The sequence below is a fragment of the Variovorax sp. GW821-FHT06D12 genome (assembly GCF_059419205.1).
In genome coordinates, this window is the sequence record NZ_JBWKRI010000002.1 from 516,620 (window position 1) to 539,772 (window position 23,153).

General features: G+C 67.3%; 18 protein-coding genes. 12 read left to right on the forward strand and 6 right to left on the reverse strand.

The window, feature by feature from the left end; genetic code table 11:
- Window positions 1-129 precede the first annotated feature (129 nt).
- Window positions 130-1,281, reverse strand: coding sequence for a slipin family protein (locus tag AC07SQ_RS08930; RefSeq protein WP_495272095.1), 1,152 nt, complete (start codon window positions 1,279-1,281; stop codon window positions 130-132).
- 692 nt (window positions 1,282-1,973) lie between these two features.
- On the opposite strand from AC07SQ_RS08930, the gene rtcR reads away from it, so the two are divergent.
- From rtcR to lhpI, 5 genes are read left to right on the forward strand one after another with little or no spacing between them, the layout of a single operon-like run.
- The gene (gene rtcR, locus AC07SQ_RS08935) at window positions 1,974-3,596 is read left to right on the forward strand and encodes an RNA repair transcriptional activator RtcR (RefSeq protein ID WP_495272094.1); all 1,623 of its coding nucleotides are present in this window, start codon (window positions 1,974-1,976) and stop codon (window positions 3,594-3,596) included.
- Complete coding sequence (locus AC07SQ_RS08940; RefSeq protein ID WP_495272093.1) at window positions 3,593-4,168, forward strand: hypothetical protein; 576 nt, start codon at window positions 3,593-3,595, stop codon at window positions 4,166-4,168. Before rtcR ends, AC07SQ_RS08940 begins: the two co-directional genes overlap by 4 nt.
- 36 nt (window positions 4,169-4,204) lie before the next feature.
- On the forward strand, window positions 4,205-4,777 hold the full coding sequence (locus AC07SQ_RS08945) for a 3'-5' exonuclease family protein (RefSeq protein WP_495272092.1): 573 nt from the start codon (window positions 4,205-4,207) through the stop codon (window positions 4,775-4,777).
- Window positions 4,774-5,643 (forward strand): alpha/beta hydrolase, encoded by an 870-nt coding sequence (locus AC07SQ_RS08950; protein ID WP_495272091.1) that lies wholly within the window; start codon window positions 4,774-4,776, stop codon window positions 5,641-5,643. Before AC07SQ_RS08945 ends, AC07SQ_RS08950 begins: the two co-directional genes overlap by 4 nt.
- Window positions 5,640-6,590, forward strand: a complete 951-nt coding sequence (gene lhpI / locus AC07SQ_RS08955; protein WP_495272090.1) for a bifunctional Delta(1)-pyrroline-2-carboxylate/Delta(1)-piperideine-2-carboxylate reductase — start codon at window positions 5,640-5,642, stop codon at window positions 6,588-6,590. The genes AC07SQ_RS08950 and lhpI overlap by 4 nt, the downstream gene beginning before the upstream one ends.
- A 33-nt stretch (window positions 6,591-6,623) precedes the next feature.
- On the opposite strand, the gene AC07SQ_RS08960 is transcribed toward lhpI, so the two are convergent.
- A complete protein-coding gene (locus AC07SQ_RS08960; protein WP_495272089.1) occupies window positions 6,624-8,837 on the reverse strand; it encodes a TonB-dependent receptor domain-containing protein in 2,214 nt (737 codons plus the stop codon).
- A 304-nt stretch (window positions 8,838-9,141) separates the two neighbouring features.
- Between AC07SQ_RS08960 and AC07SQ_RS08965 the strand changes: the two genes are divergently transcribed.
- On the forward strand, window positions 9,142-9,411 hold the full coding sequence (locus AC07SQ_RS08965) for a hypothetical protein (RefSeq protein ID WP_307589336.1): 270 nt from the start codon (window positions 9,142-9,144) through the stop codon (window positions 9,409-9,411).
- A gap of 5 nt (window positions 9,412-9,416) precedes the next feature.
- Window positions 9,417-9,887, forward strand: a complete 471-nt coding sequence (locus AC07SQ_RS08970; protein ID WP_447747003.1) for a hypothetical protein — start codon at window positions 9,417-9,419, stop codon at window positions 9,885-9,887.
- Window positions 9,888-9,943: 56 nt separating this feature from the next.
- Here AC07SQ_RS08970 and AC07SQ_RS08975 read toward each other — a convergent pair whose 3' ends face one another.
- The 4 genes from AC07SQ_RS08975 to AC07SQ_RS08990 are packed head-to-tail and all read right to left on the reverse strand — an operon-like array spanning window position 9,944 to window position 17,429.
- Window positions 9,944-10,789: a fumarylacetoacetate hydrolase family protein gene (locus tag AC07SQ_RS08975; protein ID WP_495272088.1), complete on the reverse strand. Its 846-nt coding sequence runs from the start codon at window positions 10,787-10,789 to the stop codon at window positions 9,944-9,946.
- A 29-nt stretch (window positions 10,790-10,818) separates the two neighbouring features.
- Window positions 10,819-11,850: a TRAP transporter substrate-binding protein gene (locus AC07SQ_RS08980; RefSeq protein WP_492744313.1), complete on the reverse strand. Its 1,032-nt coding sequence runs from the start codon at window positions 11,848-11,850 to the stop codon at window positions 10,819-10,821.
- A gap of 38 nt (window positions 11,851-11,888) precedes the next feature.
- Window positions 11,889-12,641, reverse strand: coding sequence for a 2-amino-5-chloromuconate deaminase CnbZ (gene cnbZ, locus AC07SQ_RS08985; protein WP_062479841.1), 753 nt, complete (start codon window positions 12,639-12,641; stop codon window positions 11,889-11,891).
- Between the two features lie 51 nt (window positions 12,642-12,692).
- Window positions 12,693-17,429: an Ig-like domain-containing protein gene (locus AC07SQ_RS08990; RefSeq protein WP_495272087.1), complete on the reverse strand. Its 4,737-nt coding sequence runs from the start codon at window positions 17,427-17,429 to the stop codon at window positions 12,693-12,695.
- Window positions 17,430-17,657: 228 nt separating this feature from the next.
- On the opposite strand from AC07SQ_RS08990, the gene AC07SQ_RS08995 reads away from it, so the two are divergent.
- Genes AC07SQ_RS08995 through AC07SQ_RS09015 form a run of 5 tightly spaced genes read left to right on the forward strand, consistent with a single transcriptional unit; the run spans window position 17,658 to window position 23,037 of the window.
- A complete protein-coding gene (locus tag AC07SQ_RS08995) occupies window positions 17,658-19,235 on the forward strand; it encodes an ABC transporter substrate-binding protein (protein ID WP_495272086.1) in 1,578 nt (525 codons plus the stop codon).
- 9 nt (window positions 19,236-19,244) lie between these two features.
- Window positions 19,245-20,186 carry an ABC transporter permease gene (locus tag AC07SQ_RS09000; protein WP_495272085.1) on the forward strand — a complete coding sequence of 314 codons (942 nt, stop codon included), beginning with the start codon at window positions 19,245-19,247 and terminating at the stop codon, window positions 20,184-20,186.
- Window positions 20,187-20,189: 3 nt separating this feature from the next.
- Window positions 20,190-21,029, forward strand: a complete 840-nt coding sequence (locus tag AC07SQ_RS09005) for an ABC transporter permease (RefSeq protein WP_492697764.1) — start codon at window positions 20,190-20,192, stop codon at window positions 21,027-21,029.
- Complete coding sequence (locus tag AC07SQ_RS09010) at window positions 21,029-22,066, forward strand: ABC transporter ATP-binding protein (protein ID WP_495272084.1); 1,038 nt, start codon at window positions 21,029-21,031, stop codon at window positions 22,064-22,066. Before AC07SQ_RS09005 ends, AC07SQ_RS09010 begins: the two co-directional genes overlap by 1 nt.
- Complete coding sequence (locus tag AC07SQ_RS09015) at window positions 22,066-23,037, forward strand: ABC transporter ATP-binding protein (RefSeq protein WP_495272083.1); 972 nt, start codon at window positions 22,066-22,068, stop codon at window positions 23,035-23,037. The genes AC07SQ_RS09010 and AC07SQ_RS09015 overlap by 1 nt, the downstream gene beginning before the upstream one ends.
- The last annotated feature ends 116 nt before the right edge of the window (window positions 23,038-23,153 follow it).

Here is a 23,153-nt window from a genome sequence, read left to right on the forward strand (position 1 = left end):
AACCTTGCTCGTCGACCGACTTGCCCGCCGCACCTGGTCTTACCCAGGCTGCCGGCAATTTCAAACATTTTTGGCAGTGGCGCTCCCTTCTGTGCCTGCGTGCCCGTGTCTCTCTCTTTTCTCTACCGCTCAGGACCCGTTCGGCCGCAGCGTCACGAGTCCGTTGAGCACCTGGTCCAGGCCGCCGACCACCGAGATCTTGTCGATGCGCTCGGCCACGCGTTCCAGCGTCTCGAGTTCCTTCATGCGCAAGGCGACGGGGTTGCCCTCCATCACCTTCGCGGTGTTCAGCAGCGAGCGCGTGGCCGCGGTTTCCTCGCGGCGGCGGATCACGTTGGCCTGGGCCGACTTCTCGGCCTCCACCACCTGCGCGAGGATGGTCTTCATCTCGCCCGGCAGGATGATGTCCTTCACGCCCACGCTCTCCAGCACCAGGCCCGAACCTTCCAACCGCTCACGCACCTGCGCCAACACCGTCTGGTCGATGGCGGACTTGTTCTCCAGCAGGGCGTCGAGCGTCTGCTCGCCCACCGCCGCGCGCAGGCCGAACTGCAGCTCGCGGTACACATGCTCGGCCGGCTTGGGCATCTGCGCCAGGGCCTGGCGCACATCGGCAAAACGCCACATCGCCGACAGGTTCAGCCGCAGCCCCACCTTGTCGCGGGTCAGGATTTCCTGGCCGCTCACTTCGGCGATCTGCGAGCGCAGGTCCACGCTGGTCACGGCCACCTGCCGGTTGAAGCGCCAGAAGCCGTGGTTGCCCGGCGGCAGCAGGGCCTGCATCTGGCCTTCGAGGGTCAGCACGCCGGCGTGGAACTCGGGCACCTGCACCAGCAGCACGCCTTCGAGCCCCTGCACCGCACGCGGACGCAGCGCCACGCTCTGCAGCTTGGCCAGCAGCTCGGCCGGCAGGCGTGCATCGGCGGCCACGTCGATCACGTCGACGCGCTGCTCGCGCAGGCCGCGCCAGTAGAGCTTGCGGGTGGCGGGCGGCAGCACCTGCACCAGCACGCCGTCTTCATGGCGCAGGCCGACCTCGGTCTCGCCCAGCGACACCTGCACGAACTCGCGCTGCACCAGCTGCGGCTCGCGCGCCAGGAAGTAGTCGGCCAGCTCGTGGTCGAAGGCCGGCTCGGCCAGCGAGAAGCGTTCGAGCTGCACGGTGTCGAAGCCCGTGAACACGCGGTACTTGCCGGCGGCGTACAGGCCCTCGAAATCGCCGTTGCGCAGCAGCAGCACGCGTTCGTTCTTCTTGACGGTGAATTGGGTGAATCCCAGCATTTTTTCTTCCTCTCTCTTCTTCTTCGTTGCGGTTGTCGTTCGTTGTTCGTCTGCCTTGCAGATCAGGTATCGGGGCCCACGAAGGGCAGGCGGCGGGCACCGTGGCTTGCGAGGTCAGCAACGCAGCGGTCGACGGGTCGGTGCGGTGGCTGCGCCATCGCCTCCTTCTGCGTCGATGGCTGCATGCGGTTCCTGGCAGAACGCGCGATGCGCAAGCCGCCTGCACTGGCACGGTGTCGCTCGGCCGGGCCCGGCCCTGCGCCTCGCTCCGGTGTGCCGGGGCGGTGGGGCTTTCGCCCCCATCAAAGCGGCGGTGCGAACACCGCCGAAGGTTGTTTGCGGGAATCGAACCCGCCACGCCGCGTGGTTAGCACGGTGCTCGACCATGAGCAGACTGGATCAAGTCCAGTGACCAGCACAGTTCAACAGCGGCATACCGCGGACCCAAGAACAGGTCTGGCCTGCGGCACCGGGCCGCTTTCATGCGGCACCTGGGAGCGGATGAACTGCATCCGGACAGGTTCTCTATTGCAGCGAGCGTGCCAGCTTGCTTGCTCGCCGGCAGAAAACACGGCGACGGCGATGCAAGTCATTGACCTGCAAGGGAAATTTCTTCTTCGACCGGTATGACATGGCGCCGATCCCGTGCTAGCATTCGGACAATTTCTAGAATTTCAGCTAGTCTTTTATCCATGAAGCCCATCGTCGTCATCGGTTTCCTCGGCACCCAGCTCGATGCCGGCCAAGGCGCGGGCCGCTGGAACAAGTGGCGCCCCACGGTCTCGCTCGCGCAGCACGACGACATGGTGGTGGCGCGCATCGAGCTGCTGCACACGCGCAAGCACACGGCGCTGGCCGAGCTGGTGAAGGCCGACATCGCCGCCGTGTCGCCCGAGACACTCGTCAACCTCGTGCCCTTCGACCTCGAAGACCCGTGGGACTTCGGCGAGGTCTACACGCGCCTGTACGACTGGGCGCGCACCTACCCCTTCCAGCCCGAGCGCGAGCAGTACTGGACGCACATCACCACGGGCACGCACGTGGCGCAGATCTGCATGTTCCTGCTGTCGGAATCGCGCGTGGTGCCGGGTGTGCTGGCGCAGACCTCGCCGCCGCGCAAGCAGCGCCAGGGCGACGCCGGCAAGGTCGCGCTCATCGACCTCGACCTGTCGCGCTACGACCCGATCGCGCGCCGCTTCGACGCCGACCAGCGCGACGCGGTCGCCTTTTTGAAGAGCGGCATCGCCACGCGCAACGCGCGCTTCAACGCGCTCATCGACGAGATCGAGCGCGTGGCCGTGCGCTCGCGCGCGCCGATCCTGCTGGTGGGGCCGACGGGCGCGGGCAAGTCGTTCCTGGCACGCCGCATGTTCGAGCTGAAGCAGGCGCGCCATCAGGTGACGGGGCCCTTCGTCGAAGTGAACTGCGCCACGCTGCGCGGCGACGGCGCGGCCTCCACGCTGTTCGGACACAAGAAGGGCTCGTTCACCGGCGCGGCGAGCGACCGCGCGGGGCTGCTGCGCACCGCGCACCAGGGCGCGCTGTTTCTCGACGAGATCGGCGAGCTGGGCCTGGACGAACAGGCGATGCTGCTCAAGGCCATCGAAGAGAAGCGCTTCTTCCCCGTGGGCGCCGACAAGGAAGTGGAGAGCGACTTCCAGCTCATCGCCGGCACCCACCGCGACCTGCGCCGCGACGTGGCGCAGGGGCGCTTTCGCGAAGACCTGTTCGCGCGCATCAACCTCTGGACCTACGACCTGCCCGGCCTCGCGCAGCGGCCCGAAGACATCGAGCCCAACCTCGACCACCTGCTGGCCCTGCACGCGGCCGAGAACCACCGCGTGGTGCGCTTCAACGCCGAGGCGCGCACGGCCTACCTGCGCTTTGCGCAGAGCAGCGAGGCGATCTGGCGCGGCAACTTCCGCGACCTGTCGGCCAGCGTGACGCGGCTTGCCACGCTGGCCGATGGCGGGCGCATCGCCGTCGCGCTGGTCGAGGCGGAGATCGCGCGGCTGCGCTGGCTGTGGAAGCACGAGGGCACGGGCGCTTCAGTGGCGGCGGACGATGAGGTCGACCTGGAAGTCTTGCTCGGCGAAGAGAAGTTCGCCGCGCTCGATCTGTTCGATCGCCTGCAGCTCGAAGCGGTGGTGCGTGTGTGCCGCCAGTCCCGCAGCCTTTCGGACGCAGGGCGACGCCTGTTCCAGGCCACACGCGAGCAGCGCAGCGTGGTCAACGATGCAGATCGGTTGCGAAAATATCTGGCGAAATTCAAACTCGAATGGAGCCAGACCATGAACGCTCAGGAAACTACATGACCAAGATCAGGGCGTTTCTCACCTGGACCGTGCAGAACAGGCATATCGTCGCCTTCATTCTCCTGGCACTCGCTGGCGGCGCATTCAAGTACCGTGCAGATATCCGATCCCCCGAAGCTCGCGATCTCAGTCATCAGACCTCCACGATCTCTTATTTGGGCAGGCTCACCGAAACCCGAAGTCGTGACGGCCGCTACGCGGGGAGTACCAACTTCGACGGCGGATACGGCATCGGAATGGCCAACGCCCAAGAGAAAAATCCACTGATGCAGCGGCTTCGACCGGAGGTCTATATGCAGTTCGCTGAGCCACTGCATGTCACCGAGCAGGACATCTCCAACATCCGCAGTGCCGGCGACACTTTCACTCTCAGTACTTGGCGTGGGCAGATCGTCGCGGTCACAGGGCCACAAGGCCCCATCATTTCCTACGAGCGCTATGCGACGCAGATCGAACGCTCAAAGCAAATTTCACTGATCGTTTCGATTTGCCTGGCGATAGGGGCTGTGCTCTCCTGGATTGCATTCAGCGTCGCGGCGCGCCGTGCATCCCCAGCCGCGCCCCTCCTCTAAGCACAGGGCCGCCAAGTTCATCCGATTCTTAGCCCCATGACCGAGATCTACATCAGCACCGACGTCGAAACCGACGGCCCCATTCCCGGCCCGCACTCGATGCTCAGCTTCGGCTCGGCCGCCTACACAGCCGACAAGCAACTGGTGTCCACCTTCAGCGCCAACCTGCACACGCTGCCCGGCGCCGGGGCCGACCCGAAGACGGCTGCCTGGTGGCAGACCCAGCCCGAGGCCTGGGCCGCGTGCCGCACCGACCTGCAGGACCCGGCGTATGCCATGAAGAACTACGTCGCGTGGCTCAAGGGCCTGAAGGCGCGGCCGGTGTTCGTGGCCTATCCGGCGGGCTTCGACTTCCTGTTCGTCTACTGGTACCTGATGCGCTTCGCGGGCGAGAGCCCGTTCAGCCATTCGGCGCTCGACATGAAGAGCTTCGCGATGGCCCTGCTGAAGATCGGCTACCGCGACAGCACCAAGCGCGCGATGCCGCGCCGCTGGTTCGATGCCGGGTTGCCGCACACGCACGTGGCGCTGGACGACGCCATCGAGCAAGGCGCCCTCTTTTGCAACATGCTCGCCGAAAGCCGGCAGGCCGGCGGATCGCAGGCATGACGGCCACCACCGCCGCACCTGCTCGCCGCTGGTGGATGTCGCTCGCCGCCCTGCCCCTCTTCCTGCTCGGCGGCTGCGTGCAGTCGATGTTCTATTACCCCGACCGCGTGCGCTACGAAACGCCCGACGCGCTGGGCCTGCGCTACGAGAACGTGCGCTTCACCAGCGCCGACGGCACGCGCCTGAGCGGCTGGTTCATTCCCGCCGCGGGCCGGGCCGACCCGAAGGCGGCGAAGGGCACGGTGGTGCACTTCCACGGCAACGCGCAGAACATGAGCAGCCACTGGCGCTTCGTCGCATGGCTGCCCGCGCAGGACTACAACGTCTTCGTGTTCGACTACCGCGGCTATGGCGAGTCGGACGGCGCGCCCGAACCCCGCGGCGTGTTCGAGGATTCGAACGCCGCGCTCGACCATGTGCGCGCCCGCGCGGACGTCGATGCGTCGCGGCTGTTCGTCTTCGGGCAGAGCCTGGGCGGCACGAACGCGATCGCAGCCGTGGGCTCGGGCAACCGGGCCGGCGTGAAGGCGGTGGCGATCGAGTCGACCTTCTATTCGTACCGCTCCATCGCCAACGACAAGCTGCCGGGCGCCGGCCTGCTGGTGCGCGACGACTACGCGGCCTCGAAGTTCGTCGCGGCCATCGCGCCGATTCCGCTGCTGCTGATCCACGGCACGGCCGACGCGGTGATTCCGCACCACCACTCGCAACGCCTGCTGGCCGATGCGAAAGAACCCAAGCAGCTGATCGAAGTGCCGGGCGCCGGTCACCTCGAGCCGATGGCGGCGCCGCGCTTCGGCGCCACCTACCAGCAAGCCCTCACCACCTTCTTCGACAGCGCCCCGGCGCTGCCTGCCCGCCCATGAAACACTTCGACGAAGCCGCCACCGCCGCACCCCTGGGTTTCGAGCGGCTGGTGCCCGCGCTGCGCGCCGCCTTCGCGGCCGAGGCGCAGGTGCCGCCGCGCCACGTGCACAGCATCGAGACCGGCGGCGACGCGGCCACGCGCGGCACGGTGCTGATCATGCCGGCGTGGAGCGACGCGGGCTTCCTGGGCATCAAGACGATCAACATCTTTCCGGGCAACGGCGCGCGCGGCCTGCCCGGGCTGCACGCGACCTACGTGCTGTACGACGCGCGCACCGGCGTGCCGCTGGCGATGATGGACGGCAACGAGATCACGGCGCGGCGCACGGCGGCCGCCTCGGCGCTGGGCGCTTCGTTTCTGGCCCGCGCCGATGCGCGCAAGCTGCTGGTGCTGGGCACCGGCCGCATCGCGCGCATGCTGCCCGCCGCGCACGCGAGCGTGCGACCCGTCGACGAGGTGTGGGTGTGGAACCACCGGCCCGAGGGCGCGCAGGCGCTGGCCGAGCAATGGCGCAGTGAGGGATGGAACGCGCAGGCGGTCGGCACCGACCTCGAAGCGGCCGTGCGCAATGCCGACATCGTGAGCTGCGCCACGCTGGCGACCACGCCGCTGGTGCGCGGCGAATGGCTCGCACCGGGCGCGCACCTCGACCTGATCGGCAGCTTCACGCCCGCGATGCGCGAAGCCGATGTGCACTGTTTCGATGGCACGCGCACCTTCATCGACACGCCCGAGGCGCTGCAGAAGGCCGGCGACCTGCTCGACGCGATCGCGGCCGGTACCCTGCGCGCCGACGCGGTGCAGGGCACGCTCGCCGAGCTGTGCCGTGGCGCACGGCCCGGGCGCACGGGCGATGCCGAGCGCACGGTGTTCAAGGCCGTGGGCAGTGCGCTCGAAGACCTGAGCGCGGCCACGCTGGTGTGGCAGGCGCGCGCGAACCCCTGAGGTCCGCGCGGCCCGCCACGGTCGCCGCCAGCGTCAGAACGTCACGTTCGCCGACAGCCAGATCGTGCGTCCCGCCGGCGTGGTGCCCGCCACCGACGCACCGCCCTGGAAGTACTCGTTGACCCAGGCCGAGGTGCCCGCCAGGTTCACCTGCTGGAACTTGCGGAAGTCCTTGTTGAACAGGTTGTTGATGTTGGCGTTCAGGCGCACGTTCTTCGACACCTGGTAGGAGCCGCCCAGGTGGAACAGGTGGTAGGCCTTGATGTCACCCACCGCGCGGTAGATCGCGAGGTTGTTGCCCGTGAGGCGCGCGGGGTCGCCGGTGAAGCGCGGGCTCTTGCCGCGGTATTCGCCGCGCAGCCAGAAGCGCCACTTGGCGTCGGGGTTCCAGTCGACCTGCGCGTGCAGCAGATGACGCGCGGTGTCGGCCAGCTTGCCGTTCTTCACGCCGCCTTCGATCACTTCGCTGTCGGTCCAGGTGTAGCCCGCCTTCAGGCCCCAGGCCTTGGTGAGCTGCACGCGGCTGCTCAGCTCCATGCCCCAGGTCTTGGCCTGGTCGACGTTGACCGAGTAGTTCGCGGTCGGGTCGACCACGCAGCTGGAGATGCGCGCCACGCTGCAGTCGCCGCCGCTGGCGATCTTGTCCTTCACCTTGTTGTGGAACAAGGTCGCCGAGGCGGTCAGGCCCTTCTGGTTGTTGAACAGCGCCGACAGTTCGGTGCTGGTGCTGGTCTCGGGCTTGAGGTTCGGGTTGCCGATGTTGAGCGTGGCGCCCTGGCCGCTCACGCCGCTGATGCCGTCGATCAGCTGGTTCAGGCGTGGCGCGCGAAAGCCCTTGCTGACGCCGCCCTTGAAGGTCCACTGCGGCGTGGCGTCCCAGACCAGATAGCCGCGCGGGCTCACGTGGCCGCCGAAGGCGCTGTGGTGGTCGTAGCGCCCGCCCAGCGTGGCGGTGAGGCCGGGCGCGAGGCGCCATTCGTCTTCGGCGAACAGTGCCCACATGGTCTGGCTCTGCGAGCGCGGCAGCAGGCCGTCGACCAGCTTGGCGTCCCACCACTGGCCGCCGACGGTGAGCACGTGGGCATCGCCCACCGGCGCGACGAGCTTGCTGTCGAGCACGAGGTTGGTGGTCTTGAGTTCGCGCGCGCGGCCGCGGTCGGCTTCGTTCAGCCAGTACACGGTGCGTCGGGCCGCGGCATTGCGCGGGATGGCGCCGCCGGGAATCGTGCGGCCGACGGTTTCTGTGGTGGTGTGCATCAGGCTGCTTTCCACCGTGCCGAAGCCCAGGCGCCCGGTGTGGCCGATGGCGACCTGGTCGCGGTTGAAGCGCAGCGCGTCCAGGTAGCCCGGCGGGTTGTTGCCGGTGCGGTTGGGCGCGGCGGCATCGCGCGTGCCCAGGCGGCCGTCTTCGTTGTCGTACCAGCTGCGGCCCGATTCGACGTCGAGCCAGATGTCGTGCTGGCGGTTGGGCGTGAGCATCAGGCGGCCGCCCACGCTGTGCTGGTGGCTCTCGGCCGGCGCGGGGTTGCGGGCCGTCGCGGGCTGCGCCTGGCCGGGAGCCAGCACCCAGTCGGCGGCTTCGCGGCGGTAGATGTTGCCGCGCAGGGTCAGGCCCAGCAGGTCGGTGGCGACGGGGCCGCTCAGGTAGACGCTGGAGCGCGTCTGCGAACCCCACTCGCTGTCCTGCGGAATGCCGGTTTCCATCGTGACCTGGCCGCCCCATTCGCGCGCCACCTTGCGCGTGATGATGTTGACCACGCCGCCCATGGCGTCGGAGCCGTACAGCGTGGACATCGGGCCGCGGATGACCTCGATGCGCTCGATGGCCGCCAGCGGCGGCATGAAGCTGGTGTGCGCGGCGCCGAAGCCGTTGGGCGTCACGTCGCCGGCCACGTTCTGGCGGCGGCCGTCGATGAGGATCAGCGTGTAGTCACTGGGCATGCCGCGGATCGAGATGTCCAGGCCCCCGGTCTTGCCGGTTGAGCCGCCCACGTCGATGCCTTCGACGTTCTGCAGCGCCTCGGCCAGGTCGCGGAACTGGCGCGTTTCCAGCTCCTGGCGCGTGATGACCGAAATGGAAGCGGGCGCGTCCTTGAGTTCCTGCTCGAAGCCGGTCGCGCTGACGACGACCTCGCGCAGTTGTTGTTCAGCGGGCGTCTGGGCGAACAGGGCGGGAGAAAAAAGAGATGCGGCGGCCAGCGCCAGCACCGACGGACGCGGCCGACGGCCGCAACGCGAAAACAACATGCAAAAACTCCACGGGAAACGGCAGGAAAAACAGGGCCGCTCTCGGGATGCGTTGTTGTTGCGTACCAACTGATCAGCATCAATTCTATTGAGAATGAAAACAAATATTATTTGCATCCAGAACCATCGAAGGGACATTGCGAGAGGCCGATGGCGCTTCGTGTAGGCCCTGCTTCCGGCCACCCAGACAAACCCCATGTCAGCCGAAAGTTCATCTTGAATTCGGGGGCGGATACGTCATCTGGCGAATGGCAGCCCGCGAAGGGCGCTGTTACTCTGGAACAAGAAAAAAGAGAGGTCCGCCATGCTCACCATCCTTCAGAAAGCCGTGATCCTCGGGAAGGCCGGCGTCGATGTCCCGGCCCGTCCGCTGGACGACCTGTCGACGCCGATGGCCACCGGCTCGCCGGTGAAGGCGGAAGGCGTGTCGCAGAAGGCGCACGAATGGGCGCGGGCCGTCGAGACCCTGTACGTCACCTACGTCGCGGCGCGCGCCGCGAAGAGCCTGCGCGACGCCGAAGAGGCGCGGCAGTCGGCCATGCTGCGGCAACTGTCGGCCGCGGTGCAGGCCTGAGCACCATGGGACTGTTCGATTTCCTGAAGAAGAAAAAGCAGCCGGAAGTGGAAATGCCGTCGACGCTCGAGGCCGGCATGGCCTCGCAGGCGGAAGACTTCATCGGCGCCTTCTCGCAACCCGGCGCCCCCATCGACAGCGCGGCGCTCGACTACTCCGAAGCCTCGCTGGTCCTGGTCGACCAGGTGCTCGAAGACTTCTTCCAGCAGCAGGCGCCCTTGCCCGACGACCTGCACTTCCTGGCTTCGGCCTACGTATTCGAAACCGCACGCCGCGAGTTCGGCGGACGCTACCTGCGCGGCGACGACGACAACCCCTTCGTCCTCGTGATCGGCCCCGACAGCGCACAGGTCGGCGTCTGCGCCATGGCCAAGGTGCGCGGGCGCGCCGTCAACGGGCCGGAAGACAGCCTGGCGTTCTTCTACGCCGGCATCGCGCCCGTGGTGCAGCGCGGCGTGAGCGCCACGCTGATCTGACACAGCGGCAGCAGCGGGCGCCTCACGGCCCGCTGCCGCCCCCTGCCACCTCCCCTTCAGTCGAACTGCGTGGCGACCTGCCGCTGCGTGCCCAACCCTTCGATGCCCAACGTGACGACATCGCCGCGCTTCAGGTAGACCGGCGGCTTGAACCCCATGCCCACGCCGGGCGGGGTTCCGGTGGAAATGATGTCCCCCGGACGCAGGCTCATGAACTGCGAGAGGTACGCGATCAGGTAGCGCACGCCGTAGACCATGGTGGCCGTGGAGCCGCTCTGGCGTCGCACGCCGTTGACCTCCAGCCACATGTCCAGCTGCTGCGGGTCGGGCACTTCATCGGGCGTCACGAGCCAGGGCCCGATCGGTCCGAAGGTGTCGGCCGACTTGCCCTTGGTCCACTGGCCCTGGCGCTCGGTTTGAAAGGCGCGCTCCGACACGTCGTTGATCAGGCAGTAGCCCGCGACGTGGTCCATCGCATCCGCCTCGCTGACGTACTTCGCGGTCTTGCCGATCACCACGCCCAGCTCCACCTCCCAATCGGTCTTGGTGGAACCGCGCGGAATCTCCAGCGCGTCGTTCGGTCCGCCGATCGCCGAGGTGGCCTTCAGGAAAACGATGGGCTCGGGCGGCACCGTGGCGCCCGTCTCGGCCGCGTGGTCCGAGTAGTTGAGCCCGATGCAGATGAACTTGCCCGAGCCGGCCACGCAGGCGCCGATCCGCGGGGCGCCTTCCACCAGCGGAAGGCTCTGCGGGTCCAGCGCGGCGAGGCGCGCCAGGCCGGCGGGCAGCAGCACCTCGTGTGCGATGTCGTTCACATGCATGGAGAGGTCGCGCAAGCGGCCTTCTGCGTCGAGCATCGCCGGCTTTTCCTGGCCGACAGCCCCGTAACGCAACAGCTTCATTCGTTATTCCTTGGTGGTTGATTGGCTGGCTATCTGGCGGCGCTGCTGCGTGCCTTGCCGAGCTCGGAGAACAGTTCCTGGGTCAGTGCCGGATCGATCTGTTTGACATGCTTGTCCGTGACCGGCGCGAGCTTCTCGCGCAGGCGCTCGCGCTCGGCGGCGGGGAACTCGGTCAACACCATGCCCTGGCCCTTCAGGAACTCGGCGGCCCTGGCGTTGACGTCGCGGTTGGCGGCGCGCTGGAAGGGCTGCGTCTCCCGGGCCGCATCGAGAAGGATCTTGCGTTCGTCGTCCGACAGCTGCTCCCACCGCTTCTTGCTGAACAGCAGCACCACGGGGTTGAACACGTGCCGCGTGTTGGAGCCGTACTTCTGGATCTCGTAGTACTTCGAGGCTTCCACCAGCGAGTACGGATTTTCCTGGCCGTCGACGGCCTTCTGCTCCAGCGCGGTGTAGACCTCGGGCAGCGGCAGCGGCGACGGGTTGGCGCCCAGCGCGCGGAAGGCATCGATCATCACGGGGATCTGCATCACGCGCAGCTTCAGGCCCTGCAGATCTTCCATCTTCGCCACCGGCCGCCGGCTGTTGGTGACGTTGCGAAAGCCGTGCTCGAAGTACGTGAGGCCGATCAGCCCCTTCTCGGGCAGCTTGTCCAGCAGCTTGCGGCCGACCGGGCCATCGAGCACGAAGTCGGCTTCCTTCTCGTTGTTGAACAGGAACGGCAGGTCGAACAGCGAGAACTCCCGGGCCATGCCCGAGAGCAGGCCCGGGATCGCCATCGTCATTTCCACCGTGCCGCCCTGCAGCGAGGCGATGACCGAGGCATCGCCGCCGAGCACGCCCGAAGGAAAGAGCTTCACCTTCATCTTGCCGCCGCTCTTTTTCTCGACGATCTCCGAGAAGCGCTGCGCCCCCATGCCCTGCGGATGCTCCTTCTGGTTCACGAAGGCGAACTTGAAGGTGCGCTCCTGGATGTTCTGCGCAGCGGCGAGGCCGGCCGCCAGGAACGCGCTCAGGACGAGGCAGGTGGCGGCCAGGCGATGCGGCAATTTCTTGGGCATGGGCGTCTCGGTGAAAGGGTGTGGCGACCCGCGCGCGATCAGACCGCGACGCGTTCGAACTGGACGCTGCGGCAGTCCATCTCGTACTCGAGGTCGACCACGGGCGGGCGGTTGTAGTGCCAGGTCAGCCCGTGCCGCGCGGCACCGCGCTTGACGATCTCGTCGGCGATGAAGGGATGGATGTCGTGCACCGTGTACAGCTGCGAGCCCGTGGTGCTGGCCCAGGTGAAGCCCAGCGATGCCAGGCGGCGTTCCATTTCGTCGAGCACCCACTGCGCCTTCTTCAGGATGGCGGGCGGCGAGGTGTCGCCCAGGCGCACGGCATGGTCGCGGTAGTGCCCCTTGCCTTCCGGCGCTTCGGCGCTGCCCGCCACCACGAACGACGCCGCCGCCTCGGCGTCGGGCACGGTGTAGCTGAAGGCATGGAACGAGGGCTCCGACGGCGGCGACAGCGCGGGGCACACGTTGCTTCGCGCCACCGGGTTCAGGTCGCCGATGAAGATGCCCCACTCCTTCAACGTGCCCACGTAGAGGTTGTTGAACTCGACGAAGCCCTGTTCGGTGAACGGTGCCGGGGACCGCAGTTCGCACGCGCAGAAGGCGGCCAGCGGACGCGAGGCCTCCTCCAGGATTTCCTTGATGCGACGAAAGCCCTGCTTCAGGGGCAGGGGCTCCAGGAAGCGCACGCGCTCGATGCGAAACCCAGGTTCGGCGGCCACGCCAGCCGAGTACTGCTGGACGCCCGGAATGAACCGATAGCCGCCTGGGAGGGAGAGTTGGAGTGCCGACACGTGATTTCCTTTTTGGAGAGCGAGAGAAAGAGAGAGAAAGAGCGCAGGAGCTCAGGGAATCTGGCTCCAGCGCTGGTTGGCCCCGCCATGGCAGGCGTAGGTGGAAAGCGCCGTGCCCTGCGTGGTGGTCGAACCGGGCACATCCAGGCACGCACCCGAAGACACCCGGTTGCGCAGCGTCGCCCCGACCACGCTCCACTGCGTGGCCGCACCCGCCGTGCACGCCAGCTGCACCACCGGGCCGCCGCCGGCGTTGGTGTTGCCCTGCGCCAGGCACAGGCCGCTGTGCTTCGCGACGAACTGGCTGTAGCCGCCGCTGCTGTTGACGGTGAAGGTCTCGTTGGCGCCGTTGCCGCAGGCCCACTGCACCACCGTGGCACCGCTGGCCGTCGAGCCGCCCGACACGTTGACGCACAGGTTGTTGACCTCCGAGCGGATGCGCGTGTCGATCGCCGGTGCGGTGTCGAACGACTTCACGTATTCGCCCAGTGCCAGCAGGTCGGCCGCCGGCAGGCTCGAGGCATTGCCGTGGCCGCCCGCGAGCACGTCCTGCAGCGTGGCCTTCTGGCCGTTGTGGAAGAAGCTCGGGTTGCTCCAGGTGCCGTAGAGCGTCGGGGTGTCGAAGCCCACGCCGGCCAGCGGCTGGTTGCTGCCCTTGCCCGACGACAGTTGGATGGTGCCCACGTCGTGCCGCAGACCGTCGCGCAGGCTGCCGGCCGTGTGACAGGTCGCGCACTGGGCCGTGTTGAACACGGTCTGGCCGCGCACCGCGTCCACGCTGAGGTTGCCGTCCGCCGCGCGGGCCGGGCTGCGCATGTACTTGTTCAGCGAGTTCAGGTAGGCCGCGAGATCGTCGAGCTGCGCGTTGCGGCCGGCCTTCGGCACGCCGAGCGGGTCGCCCGTGGCCGAGAAGTCGGCGTTGGTCAGGAAGCCCGTGCCGCCGAACTCGTTGCGGATGTCGTGCTCGAAGTCCTGCACCTCGTCGAAGTTGGCGGTCCAGTGCAGCTTGCCGTGGCCGGTGCCGCGACGTCCCTGCAGGCTGATGGTGCGGCGCAGGCCCTCGCCGCGCTGCGTGAAGTCCCACACCATGCCGTCGTCGCTGCCATCGGCATGGCAACTCGCGCAGGACATGTAGTTGTTCATGCTCATGCGCCGGTCGGACGCGTTGTAGAACACCTGCTTGCCGCGCAATGCCGCGGCGGCCATCGGCTCCTGCGCGACCGTGGTGATGTTCTGCAGGAAGGCCGGGGCGGCCGACTCCGAGGACAGCACCTGCGCCACGTCGTGCACCGACACCGAGCGCGCCAGGAAGTTGTTGACGTACAGCCGCTTGCGCGCCGCATCGAGGTACAGGCCGTGCGGCGCGCTGCTGGCGTTGATCTCGCCGCGCACCGAACGGTTGTAGGCATCGACGATGGCGATGCGGTTGCCTTCCATCTGCGCCACGAAGATGTAGTCGCCCGCCGGCGAGTACAGCGCGGCGCGCGCGGGGGCGCGGTCGTTGAAGTCGAGCTGTTCGCTGAACACTTCCGCCGCCGTCTGCAGGTTCACCTGCGACAGGATGGAGCGCACCGTCTTGTCGTGCTCCAGCGGCAGGCCGTCGCGGAAGGTGCCGCGCACGATGTTGTCCTTCTTCGAAGGCAGCAGCGCACGCGCGCCGTCGGGCGAGATCACCACCTGGCTCAGGTAGTTGGGCACGCCGCGCGAGGCGGCCTCGGTGTCCACCGTGGTCGTGTCGACCGCCAGCGCGATCGGCGTGGCAGCGCTGAGGCTCTGCAGGTTCACCTTGTGCAGCTGGCCGCCCGTCATCTTCGACTTGAAGCGCGTCACGTAGGCCGATTGCGAGCTCGCATCGACCGCGATGCCGCGCACGCTGCCTTCCAGGGCGAGCGTGCCGGTGGCAGCGCCGGTGGTCGGGTCGAAGCTGACCAGCGCCGACTTGCTCTCCAGCGTCAACAGGCCCTTGGTGCCATTGGGCGTGAAGACGACGCCGTACGGGCCGCTGCCGTAGGCCAGCGGCACCGTCGTCGACAGCGTGCCGTCGGCCGCGTTGAGCGCCACCAGCTTGTCCTCGCCCTGCACCGTGACCCAGATGCGGCCGTCGGGGCCCACGGCCAGCGTCTTGGGCTCATCGCCCACGCGCACTTCCCAGCGCTTGGCGAAGGTCTGCGCGTCGATGGCGGCCACCGTGCCGCTGTCGGGGTTCACCGAGTACACCGCGTTCGCATCGCCCGCGATGTTGGTCGTGTGCGTGGGCGCCGCCGCCGTGACGGGCGCGATCACCGTGAGGTTGTAGGTGTAGAAGGTCTCCTGGCCGTTCGCGGCCTTCACCGTCAGCGTCACGGTGTAGTGGCCGGGGCTGCTGTAGGTGTGCGTGACGCCGGGTTGCGAGGCGTACGCGCTCTGCGTGCCGTCGCCGAAGTTCCAGCGGAACTGCGCGCCGGTGGCTCCGAGGGTGGCCGGGTTGAAATTCAGCTGGCCGTTGACGATCTTCGGTGCGCCCACGATGCCGGGATCGCCGATCACGGCCTGCGCCCGCAGCGCCGCCACGTCGGTGTCGCCGAGCACGCGGGCGTACACGCGCACTTCGGCCAGCGTGCCCTTGAAGAGCGCGGTGTTGCCCTGGATCTGCCCCAGCAGCTGGAACTTGGTCGACAGGCCCTTGGTGCCGGTCGGGCCGGTCGACGTGGTCTTCACTCCATCGACGTACACCGCCTGCGCGCCCGAGGCCGCATCGCGCGTGAGCACCACGTGGTGCCAGTTGCCGTCGTTCACGGCGCTTTGCGAGCGCGTGCCCGCATGGTCGCCCACCGACAGCTTGATGTTGCCGGTGCTGTCGAGCCAGCCCCAGAACACGTCGTCCACGCCCGGCGACTGGTCGCGTCCGAAGATGCCGGGCGCGGTCCACGAGTTCGCAGCGCCGGCCTGCGTGGTCTTCATGTAGAAGCTCAGCGAAGCGGTGCCGCCCAGCGTGGTGGACACGCTGTCGTTCTTCAGCTGCACGCCCGCGGTGCGGTTCGCGAAGTTCAGGCCGATGCTCTCGAAGGCATCGCCGGTGGCGGGCGTGCCGTTGTTGGCGCTGATCTGGTCACCCAGGTTGCCGGTCAGCGCCCAGTGGTGCATCAGGTTGATGTCGTTGGCATTGCCGGTGTTGAAGGTCGAACGGTAGTCGGCCGCGATGGCGTTGCCCGCATAGTCCTTCAGGCCGTTGGCGGGCAGGAACACCTCGTAGGCGGTGCCCGGCTGCAGCGGCTGGGCGGGGTGGAAGTTGACGATGCCCAGCTGCACGCTGTAGGTGCCCGCCAGCGTGTTGCCGCCCACGGGCCGCACGATGAAGGTGTTGGCGTTCACGCTCTCCGGTCGGATGCTGTCGGTCATGCCCAGGCCGATGCGCGAGGTGAGGGCCTGCTGTTTCGCACCGTTCACGGGCGAGACCTGCTTCACTTCAGGCTTGGTGGTGTCGGGGTCCACCGCATGCACGATGAAACCGCTGCCCGAGCCGTGGTCGTTGCCGACGTAGATCAGGTTGCCGAACGGCGACACCTGGCCATGGTCGGAGCTCGAGAAATCGGGATGCGTCGTTGCGAACAGTCCGCCGCGCCCGACCTCGACGTGGTTGAGCGGGTTGCTCACATCGACCTTGTGGATGTAGTTCTGCGCGCCCTGGAACACGAAGTTGTCCTGCGTGCTGCAGTACAGCTGCTGGTTGATCACCAGCCGGTTGTCCTCGGCCACGAAACGCGACCGGTCGCTCAAGTCGTAGCCGTACATCTTGCCGCCGCTCTCCTGTGCGGAGGCGTAGACCTTCTTGCCGTCGAAGCAGGTGGAGTAGTAGCTGGCGGTGGACCCGGAGACGGTGTCGAGCACCTTGGGATTCAGCGGGTCCGAGATGTCCAGGCTGGCAAAGCCGCTGGTGTTGGTCATGGACGTCAGCACCATGTGGTTGCCCATGGTGAAGATCGGTCCCACGCGAAAGCCGCCGAGCTCGCCCGTCGGTATCGGGTTGGGCTTGCCGGCGCCACGGTTCGCGAGCTGTGCGTTCGCGGGGTCTGCGGCGTCGATGACGAACACGCCCTGCTCCGCCGCCGCCACGTACAGGTAGGGCGCCTGCCACCACAGCTGCCAGCTCACGTTGTTGTAGTCGCCCTTGTTGACGTTGGGCAGCACCAGCTTCTTCACCTGCTTGACGTCGTTGATGTCGGTGAAGTCCCAGAACTCCACGCCGAAGACGCTGGGCACGGCGACGTACTGCTTGCCGCCGATGGTGGCGATGCCGATGGAATGCGGCTCCCTCAGTTCCTTGGTGCGGCCGTCCGGCTCGTAGATGCGCTTGACGAGCCGCAGGTTGCGCGGATCGGAGACGTCGTAGAGCAGGAAGCCACCGGGGCCCAGGCCGCCGTCGGGCGTGAACGTCGTCAGGAAGTAGCCGTTGATCATGAGGCCCACGTTCTGGCCGTAGTGGTACTTGGTGTACCCGGCGGTGGGGTGCGTCACGCTGCCCCCGGGGATCTTCGGCACGTCGGCGCCGGTGCCGGCTCCGACGCCGGTGTCGACCTCCTCCTTGATCATCGAGATGGGCTTGAACAGCTCGGCCTGCGTGTAGGTCAGGTTGCCCAGTCCGGGTCCCTGCAGCGGCAAGGGATCGGCCACCAGGTCAGCGGCCGCGGAGGCCATGCCGGTGGCAGCCTTCCTGATCGTGTCCAGGGGGTTCACCCCGGTGATCGCCGCATGCGTCAGCAACGCACAGCCGAACAGAAAACCTACCGCAAGAACTTTCTTGGTGCTCATTTTCATCCTCGCAAATTCGATCGGACGCCATCTTTCGGTGGGAAAAGATTCGACCGGAATCTAGCAGCGGATGCGTGCGCGAACGGCATTGAATTTCGAAGGGAGAGTTCGAATATTTAGATCATTGCTCAGGGTAAATGGTGATGTTTTGGCATAGGTTGTGCTTCAAAGTTCGGGCCTGAAAAAAGTGAATTCATTGCCCACCGATCGCCCATGAAGGAACACCCCATGTCTCACGCCGGTCTTGTCCAGCGCCTGCCCCGCCTGTCGAAGCGCAGCCTGCTGGGAGCTTCCCTGCTCGCGATGCTGTGCGCCGCACTGCCTCACCCCAGCGCCCACGCGCAGGGCCCGCGCAACTTCGCCACGCTGGCGATGGTGGCCGAGCCGCAGACGCTCGACCCGATGGCCTCCACGGCCGACCTGGTCGGAACCATCATGCAGCACGTGTACGAGACGCTGTACACCTTCGATGCCAAGTGGAACGTGGTGCCGATGCTGGCCGAGGGCATGCCCAAGATCTCGGCCGACGGCAAGACCTACGCCATCACGCTGCGCAAGGGCGTGGCGCTGCACAACGGGCGCGAGCTCACGGCCGACGACGTGGTCGCCAGCCTGCAGCGCTGGATGGACCAGTCGCCGCGCGGCAAGGCCGTGGGCAAGGAAATCGAGAGCCTCAAGACCAAGGGTCCGCTGGGCGTGGAGATCGTGCTGAAGGCGCCGTATGCGCCGCTGCTGTCGCAGCTGGCGCTGCCCAGCAATGGCACCGCCGCGATGATGGCCAAGGAATCGATGGCCTCGCCGCTGAAAGACTTCGTCGGCACCGGCCCCTACAAGTTCAAGGAGCGCCGTCCCGACCAGTTCGTGCTGCTCTCGCGCTTCGACAAGTACAGCCCGCGCAAGGAAGCCGCGAGCGGCTATGGCGGCAGGCGCGAAGCGGTCATCGAAGAACTTCGCTTCGTGCCCGTGCCCAACGCCAGCACGCGCGTCGAAGGTGCACTCGCGGGCCAGTACGACTTTGCCGACCTGCTGCCGGTGGAAGCGCTGCCGCGCCTGGAGAAGGCCAGTGGCAAGACGCTGCCGATCATCACGCCCGCCTTCGGTTTTCCGCTGGTGGTCTTCAACACCAAGGAAGGCCCGCTCGCCAGCCAGGCCGTGCGCCAGGCCCTGCAGACGGCGATGGGCCAGGGCGAGATGCTCGCGGCCGGCTTCGGCGACACGCGCTTCTTCATCGCGGAGGCGAACCACTTTCCCAAGAGTTCGCCGTTCTACTCGGCGGCGGGCGCCGACCAGTACAACCAGCGCAACGCCACCAAGGCGAAAGACGCCGCCGCCAAGGCCGGCTACAAGGGCGAGCCGGTCCGCGTGCTCACCAGCCGCCAGTACGACTTCCACTACAACATGTCGCTGCTGATGGCCGAGCAGCTCAAGCGCGCCGGCTTCAAGGTCGACCTCAACGTGGTCGACTGGGCCACGCTCACCCAGCGCCGCAACGACCCGCGGCTGTGGGAAATCTTCATCACCCATTCGGGGCTGTTCCCCGAGCCGATGCTGTCGCCACCGCAACTGGGCGACGGTGCACCAGGTTGGTGGGACTCGCCCGCCAAGAAGGCCTCGCTCAGTGCCTTCAACACCGAGAGCGATCCGGCCAAGCGCGGCGCGCTGTGGGGCAATGTGCAGCAGGTGGTGTACGACGAGGTGCCGTACATCAGCGTCGGCAAGTTCAATGCCCTCTCGGCCAAGAGCCCGGCACTGGACAACTACCAACCCACGAACTGGCCCTTCTTCTGGAATGTGAAGATCAAGTAGGAGGCGCGCTTGTTCCGTTTCATTGCCTCGCGCTTCGCCGGCATGCTCGTCGTGCTGTCCCTGGTGGCCGTGCTGGTCTTCGTGCTCACACGCGCCGCTTCGGGCGACCCCATCTCCGTGCTGCTGGGCGACCAGGCCACCGCCACCGACATCGCCCGCGTGCAGAAGGACTACGGCCTGGATAAACCCCTGCCCGTGCAGTTCGGCTACTGGCTGCGCGAAGTGCTGCAGGGCAACCTGGGCACCTCGATCTTCCTGCAGCGCCCGGTCACGCAGGCGCTGTGGGAGCGCGCCGAGCCCACCACCTTGCTCGCGCTGCTGGCCGTGGCCATCGCGGCGCTCATCGGCGTGCCCTGCGGCATCGTCTCTGCAGTGTTCCGCGGCCGCGTGGTCGACCAGTTCTTCACCGGCATCGCGATGCTGGGCGCCAGCATCCCCAGCTTCTGGCTGGGCATCGTGCTGATCCAGATCTTCGCGGTGTCCTTCGGGTGGTTCCCGGTGTCGGGGTACGGCGCGCCCGATGCCCCCTTCGCCGAGCGGCTGCACGCGCTGGTGCTGCCGGCCACCGTGCTGGGCCTGCTGAACTCCGCACTCATCATCCGTTTCACGCGCGCCTCGATGCTCGACGTGCTGGGCGAAGACTACGTGCGCACCGCGCGCTCCAAAGGCCTGAGCGAGAAGGTCGTCGTGCTCAAGCACGCGCTGCGCAATGCGCTGGTGCCCATCGTCACCGTGATCGGCCTCACGGTCGCACTCATGATCGGCGGCGCCGTCATCACCGAGACCGTGTTCGGCCTGCCGGGCGTGGGCAACCTCGTGGTCAACGCCGTGCTGCGGCGCGACTACCCCGTCATCCAGGGGGCGCTGCTCGTGATTGCCGCGATCTACGTGCTCATCAATTTCTCGATCGACCTGCTGTATGCGGTGGTCGATCCGCGCGTGAAGGTCTGAACGATGCGCATGCCTCGAATGCTCCGCCAGCTGATGCACCGCCGCATCGTGATGGTGTCCGCCCTGGTGCTGCTGGTGATTGCCATCATGGCCATCGGCGCGCCGCTGGTCGCCTCGGCCGACCCCAACGACACAGCGGTGCTGCAACGCCTGAAGGCGCCCAGCGCCGAACACCTGCTCGGAACCGACGAACTCGGGCGCGACATGTACGCACGCATCGTGCACGGCGCCCGTTACTCGCTGGCCATTGCCGCGCTCACGGCGCTGGGCGCGGTCATCGCCGGCACGGTGCTGGGTTTGATGGCAGGCTTCTTCCGCCGCCTCGATGCACCGCTGATGCGCGTGGTCGACGCCATGATGTCCTTCCCCGACATCCTGCTGGCCATCGCGCTGGTGGCGATTCTCGGGCCTTCTCTGATGAACACCGTGCTCGCGCTGGTGCTGGTCTATACGCCGCGTGTCGCACGGGTGGTGCGGGCCTCGACACTGGTCGTGCGCGAACTGCTCTTCGTCGAAGCCGTACGTGCCTTGGGCGTGCGCACCTCGCGCATCCTGTGGCGCCACATCCTGCCGAACCTGATGTCGCCGATCCTCGTGCAGGTGTCGTTCATCTTCGCCTACGCGATCCTGGCCGAGGCGGGGCTGTCGTTCCTCGGTGTCGGCGTGCCGCCCGAGATCCCCACCTGGGGCACCATGGTCGCGGGCAGCCAGCAGTACGCGCACCAGGCCTTCTGGGTCGTGCTGTTCCCAGGCCTGGCGATCATCTTCACGGCGCTGTCGCTGCAGTTGCTGGGTGATGGCGTGCGCGACCTGCTCGATCCGAAGCTCAAGAAGACCTCGTGATGAACACCGCGAACACCACCCCACGCCTCACGGTCACCAACCTGAGCACCAGCTTCCCCACTGAAGACGGATTGATCCGTTCGGTGGCCGATGTGAGCTTTGCCATCCAGCCCGGCAAGACCACCGCACTGGTGGGCGAATCGGGCTCGGGCAAGTCGGTCACCAGCCTCACGCTGATGCGCCTGCTGCCCAAGACCGCCAACGCACAGGTCAGCGGCTCGGCCTCCTTCGTCACCCGCGAAGGCAAGACGCTCGACCTGCTGCAGATCGGCGAACGCGAGATGCGCTCGCTGCGCGGCAACCAGCTGTCGATGATCTTCCAGGAGCCCATGACCAGCCTGAACCCGGTGTTCACCATCGGCGAGCAGATTGCCGAGAGCGTGCGCCTGCACAAGGGGCTGGACCGCAAGGCCGCGCTGGCCCATGCGCTGCGCATGCTCGAGCTGGTGGAGATTCCGGCCGCGGCCCAGCGCATCCACGAGTACCCGCACCAGCTGTCGGGCGGCATGCGCCAGCGCGTGATGATCGCGCTGGCCATGGCCTGCGACCCGACGCTCTTGATCGCCGACGAGCCCACCACCGCGCTGGACGTGACCATCCAGGCGCAGATCCTGGAGCTGATGCGCCGGCTGCAGGCCGAGACCGGCATGAGCATCCTGTTCATCACGCACAACCTGGGCGTGGTGGCGCACCATGCCGACGACGTGGTGGTCATGTACTCGGGCCGCGTGGTCGAGCGTGCGCCGGTGCGCCCGCTCTTTGCGCAGCCCGAGCACCCGTACACGCAGGGCCTGCTGGCCTGCCTGCCGGGCAAGGCGCGAGTTCCTGGGCAACCCAAGCCCAAGCGCTTGTTTGCGATCCGCGGGCAGGTGTCCAGCCCGTTGGCGCCGCCGCCCGGTTGCGCCTTCGAGCCGCGCTGCGACCAGGCACTGCCCGAATGCCGCAGCGCCATGCCGCCGCTCATCGACATCCGTCAGGACCGCCAGGCCCGCTGCGTGCGCGTGCAGCCCGACCAACCGCTCGCGAGGGCTGCATGATGACCACCGCTGTTACCTCATCTTCACCACCCCTTATCGAAGTCCGCGGCCTCAAGAAGTACTTCGGCAGCAGCGAGCGCCCTGTGCGCGCGGTGGACGACGTGTCCTTCGCGATCCACCCCGGCGAGACGCTGGGCCTGGTGGGCGAGTCGGGCTCGGGCAAGAGCACCATCGGGCGCACCGTGCTGCGGCTCGTGGAGCGCACCGAGGGCCAGGTTCTGTACCGCGGCGACGACATCGGCGATCTTTCCGGTGAGCGCATGCGCAAGCTGCGCAGCAAGCTGCAGATCATCTTCCAGGACCCGTACGCCAGCCTGAACCCGAAGATGCGCATCAGCGCCATCCTGGGCGAGGCGCTGTCCACGCACGGCCTGCACAAGGGCGCGGCGGCGCGCGACAAGCGCATTGCCGAGCTGTTGGAGACCGTGGGCCTGCGCCCCGAGCACGCCAGCCGCTTTCCGCACGAGTTCTCGGGCGGCCAGCGACAGCGCATCGGCGTGGCGCGCGCGCTGGCCGTGGAGCCCGAGTTCATCGTGGCTGACGAGCCGCTGTCGGCCCTCGACGTGTCGATTCAATCGCAGGTGATCAACCTGCTGGCGGACCTGCGCGAGCGCCTAGGGCTGACGATGCTCTTCATCTCGCACGACCTGGACGTGGTCGAGTACCTGTGCGACCGCGTGGTGGTGCTGTACCTGGGCAAGGTGATGGAAGTGGCCACCACCGAGGAGCTGTTCGCGAACCCCTCGCACCCCTACACCCAGGCGCTGCTGGCCGCGAGCCCGAAGCCTGATCCCGAGATGGCGACCGAGCGCATCGCACTGAAGGGCGATATTCCCAGCCCGATCTCGCCGCCCTCGGGCTGCGTGTTCCGCACCCGCTGCCCGCACGCCATCGAGGCCTGTGCGCAGACGGTACCCAGCCTGGATGAGATTTCCCCCGCACACTACAGCGCCTGCATCCGAACGCTATGACTCACCCCCAGTCTTCGCGCACTTCGTGTCGCTTCGCCAACCCCCTTGCAGGGGGCAACACCAGCGGCCCGGCAAAGCCGGTTCCGCGGTGTTCCACGACCACGCGACAACCCTCA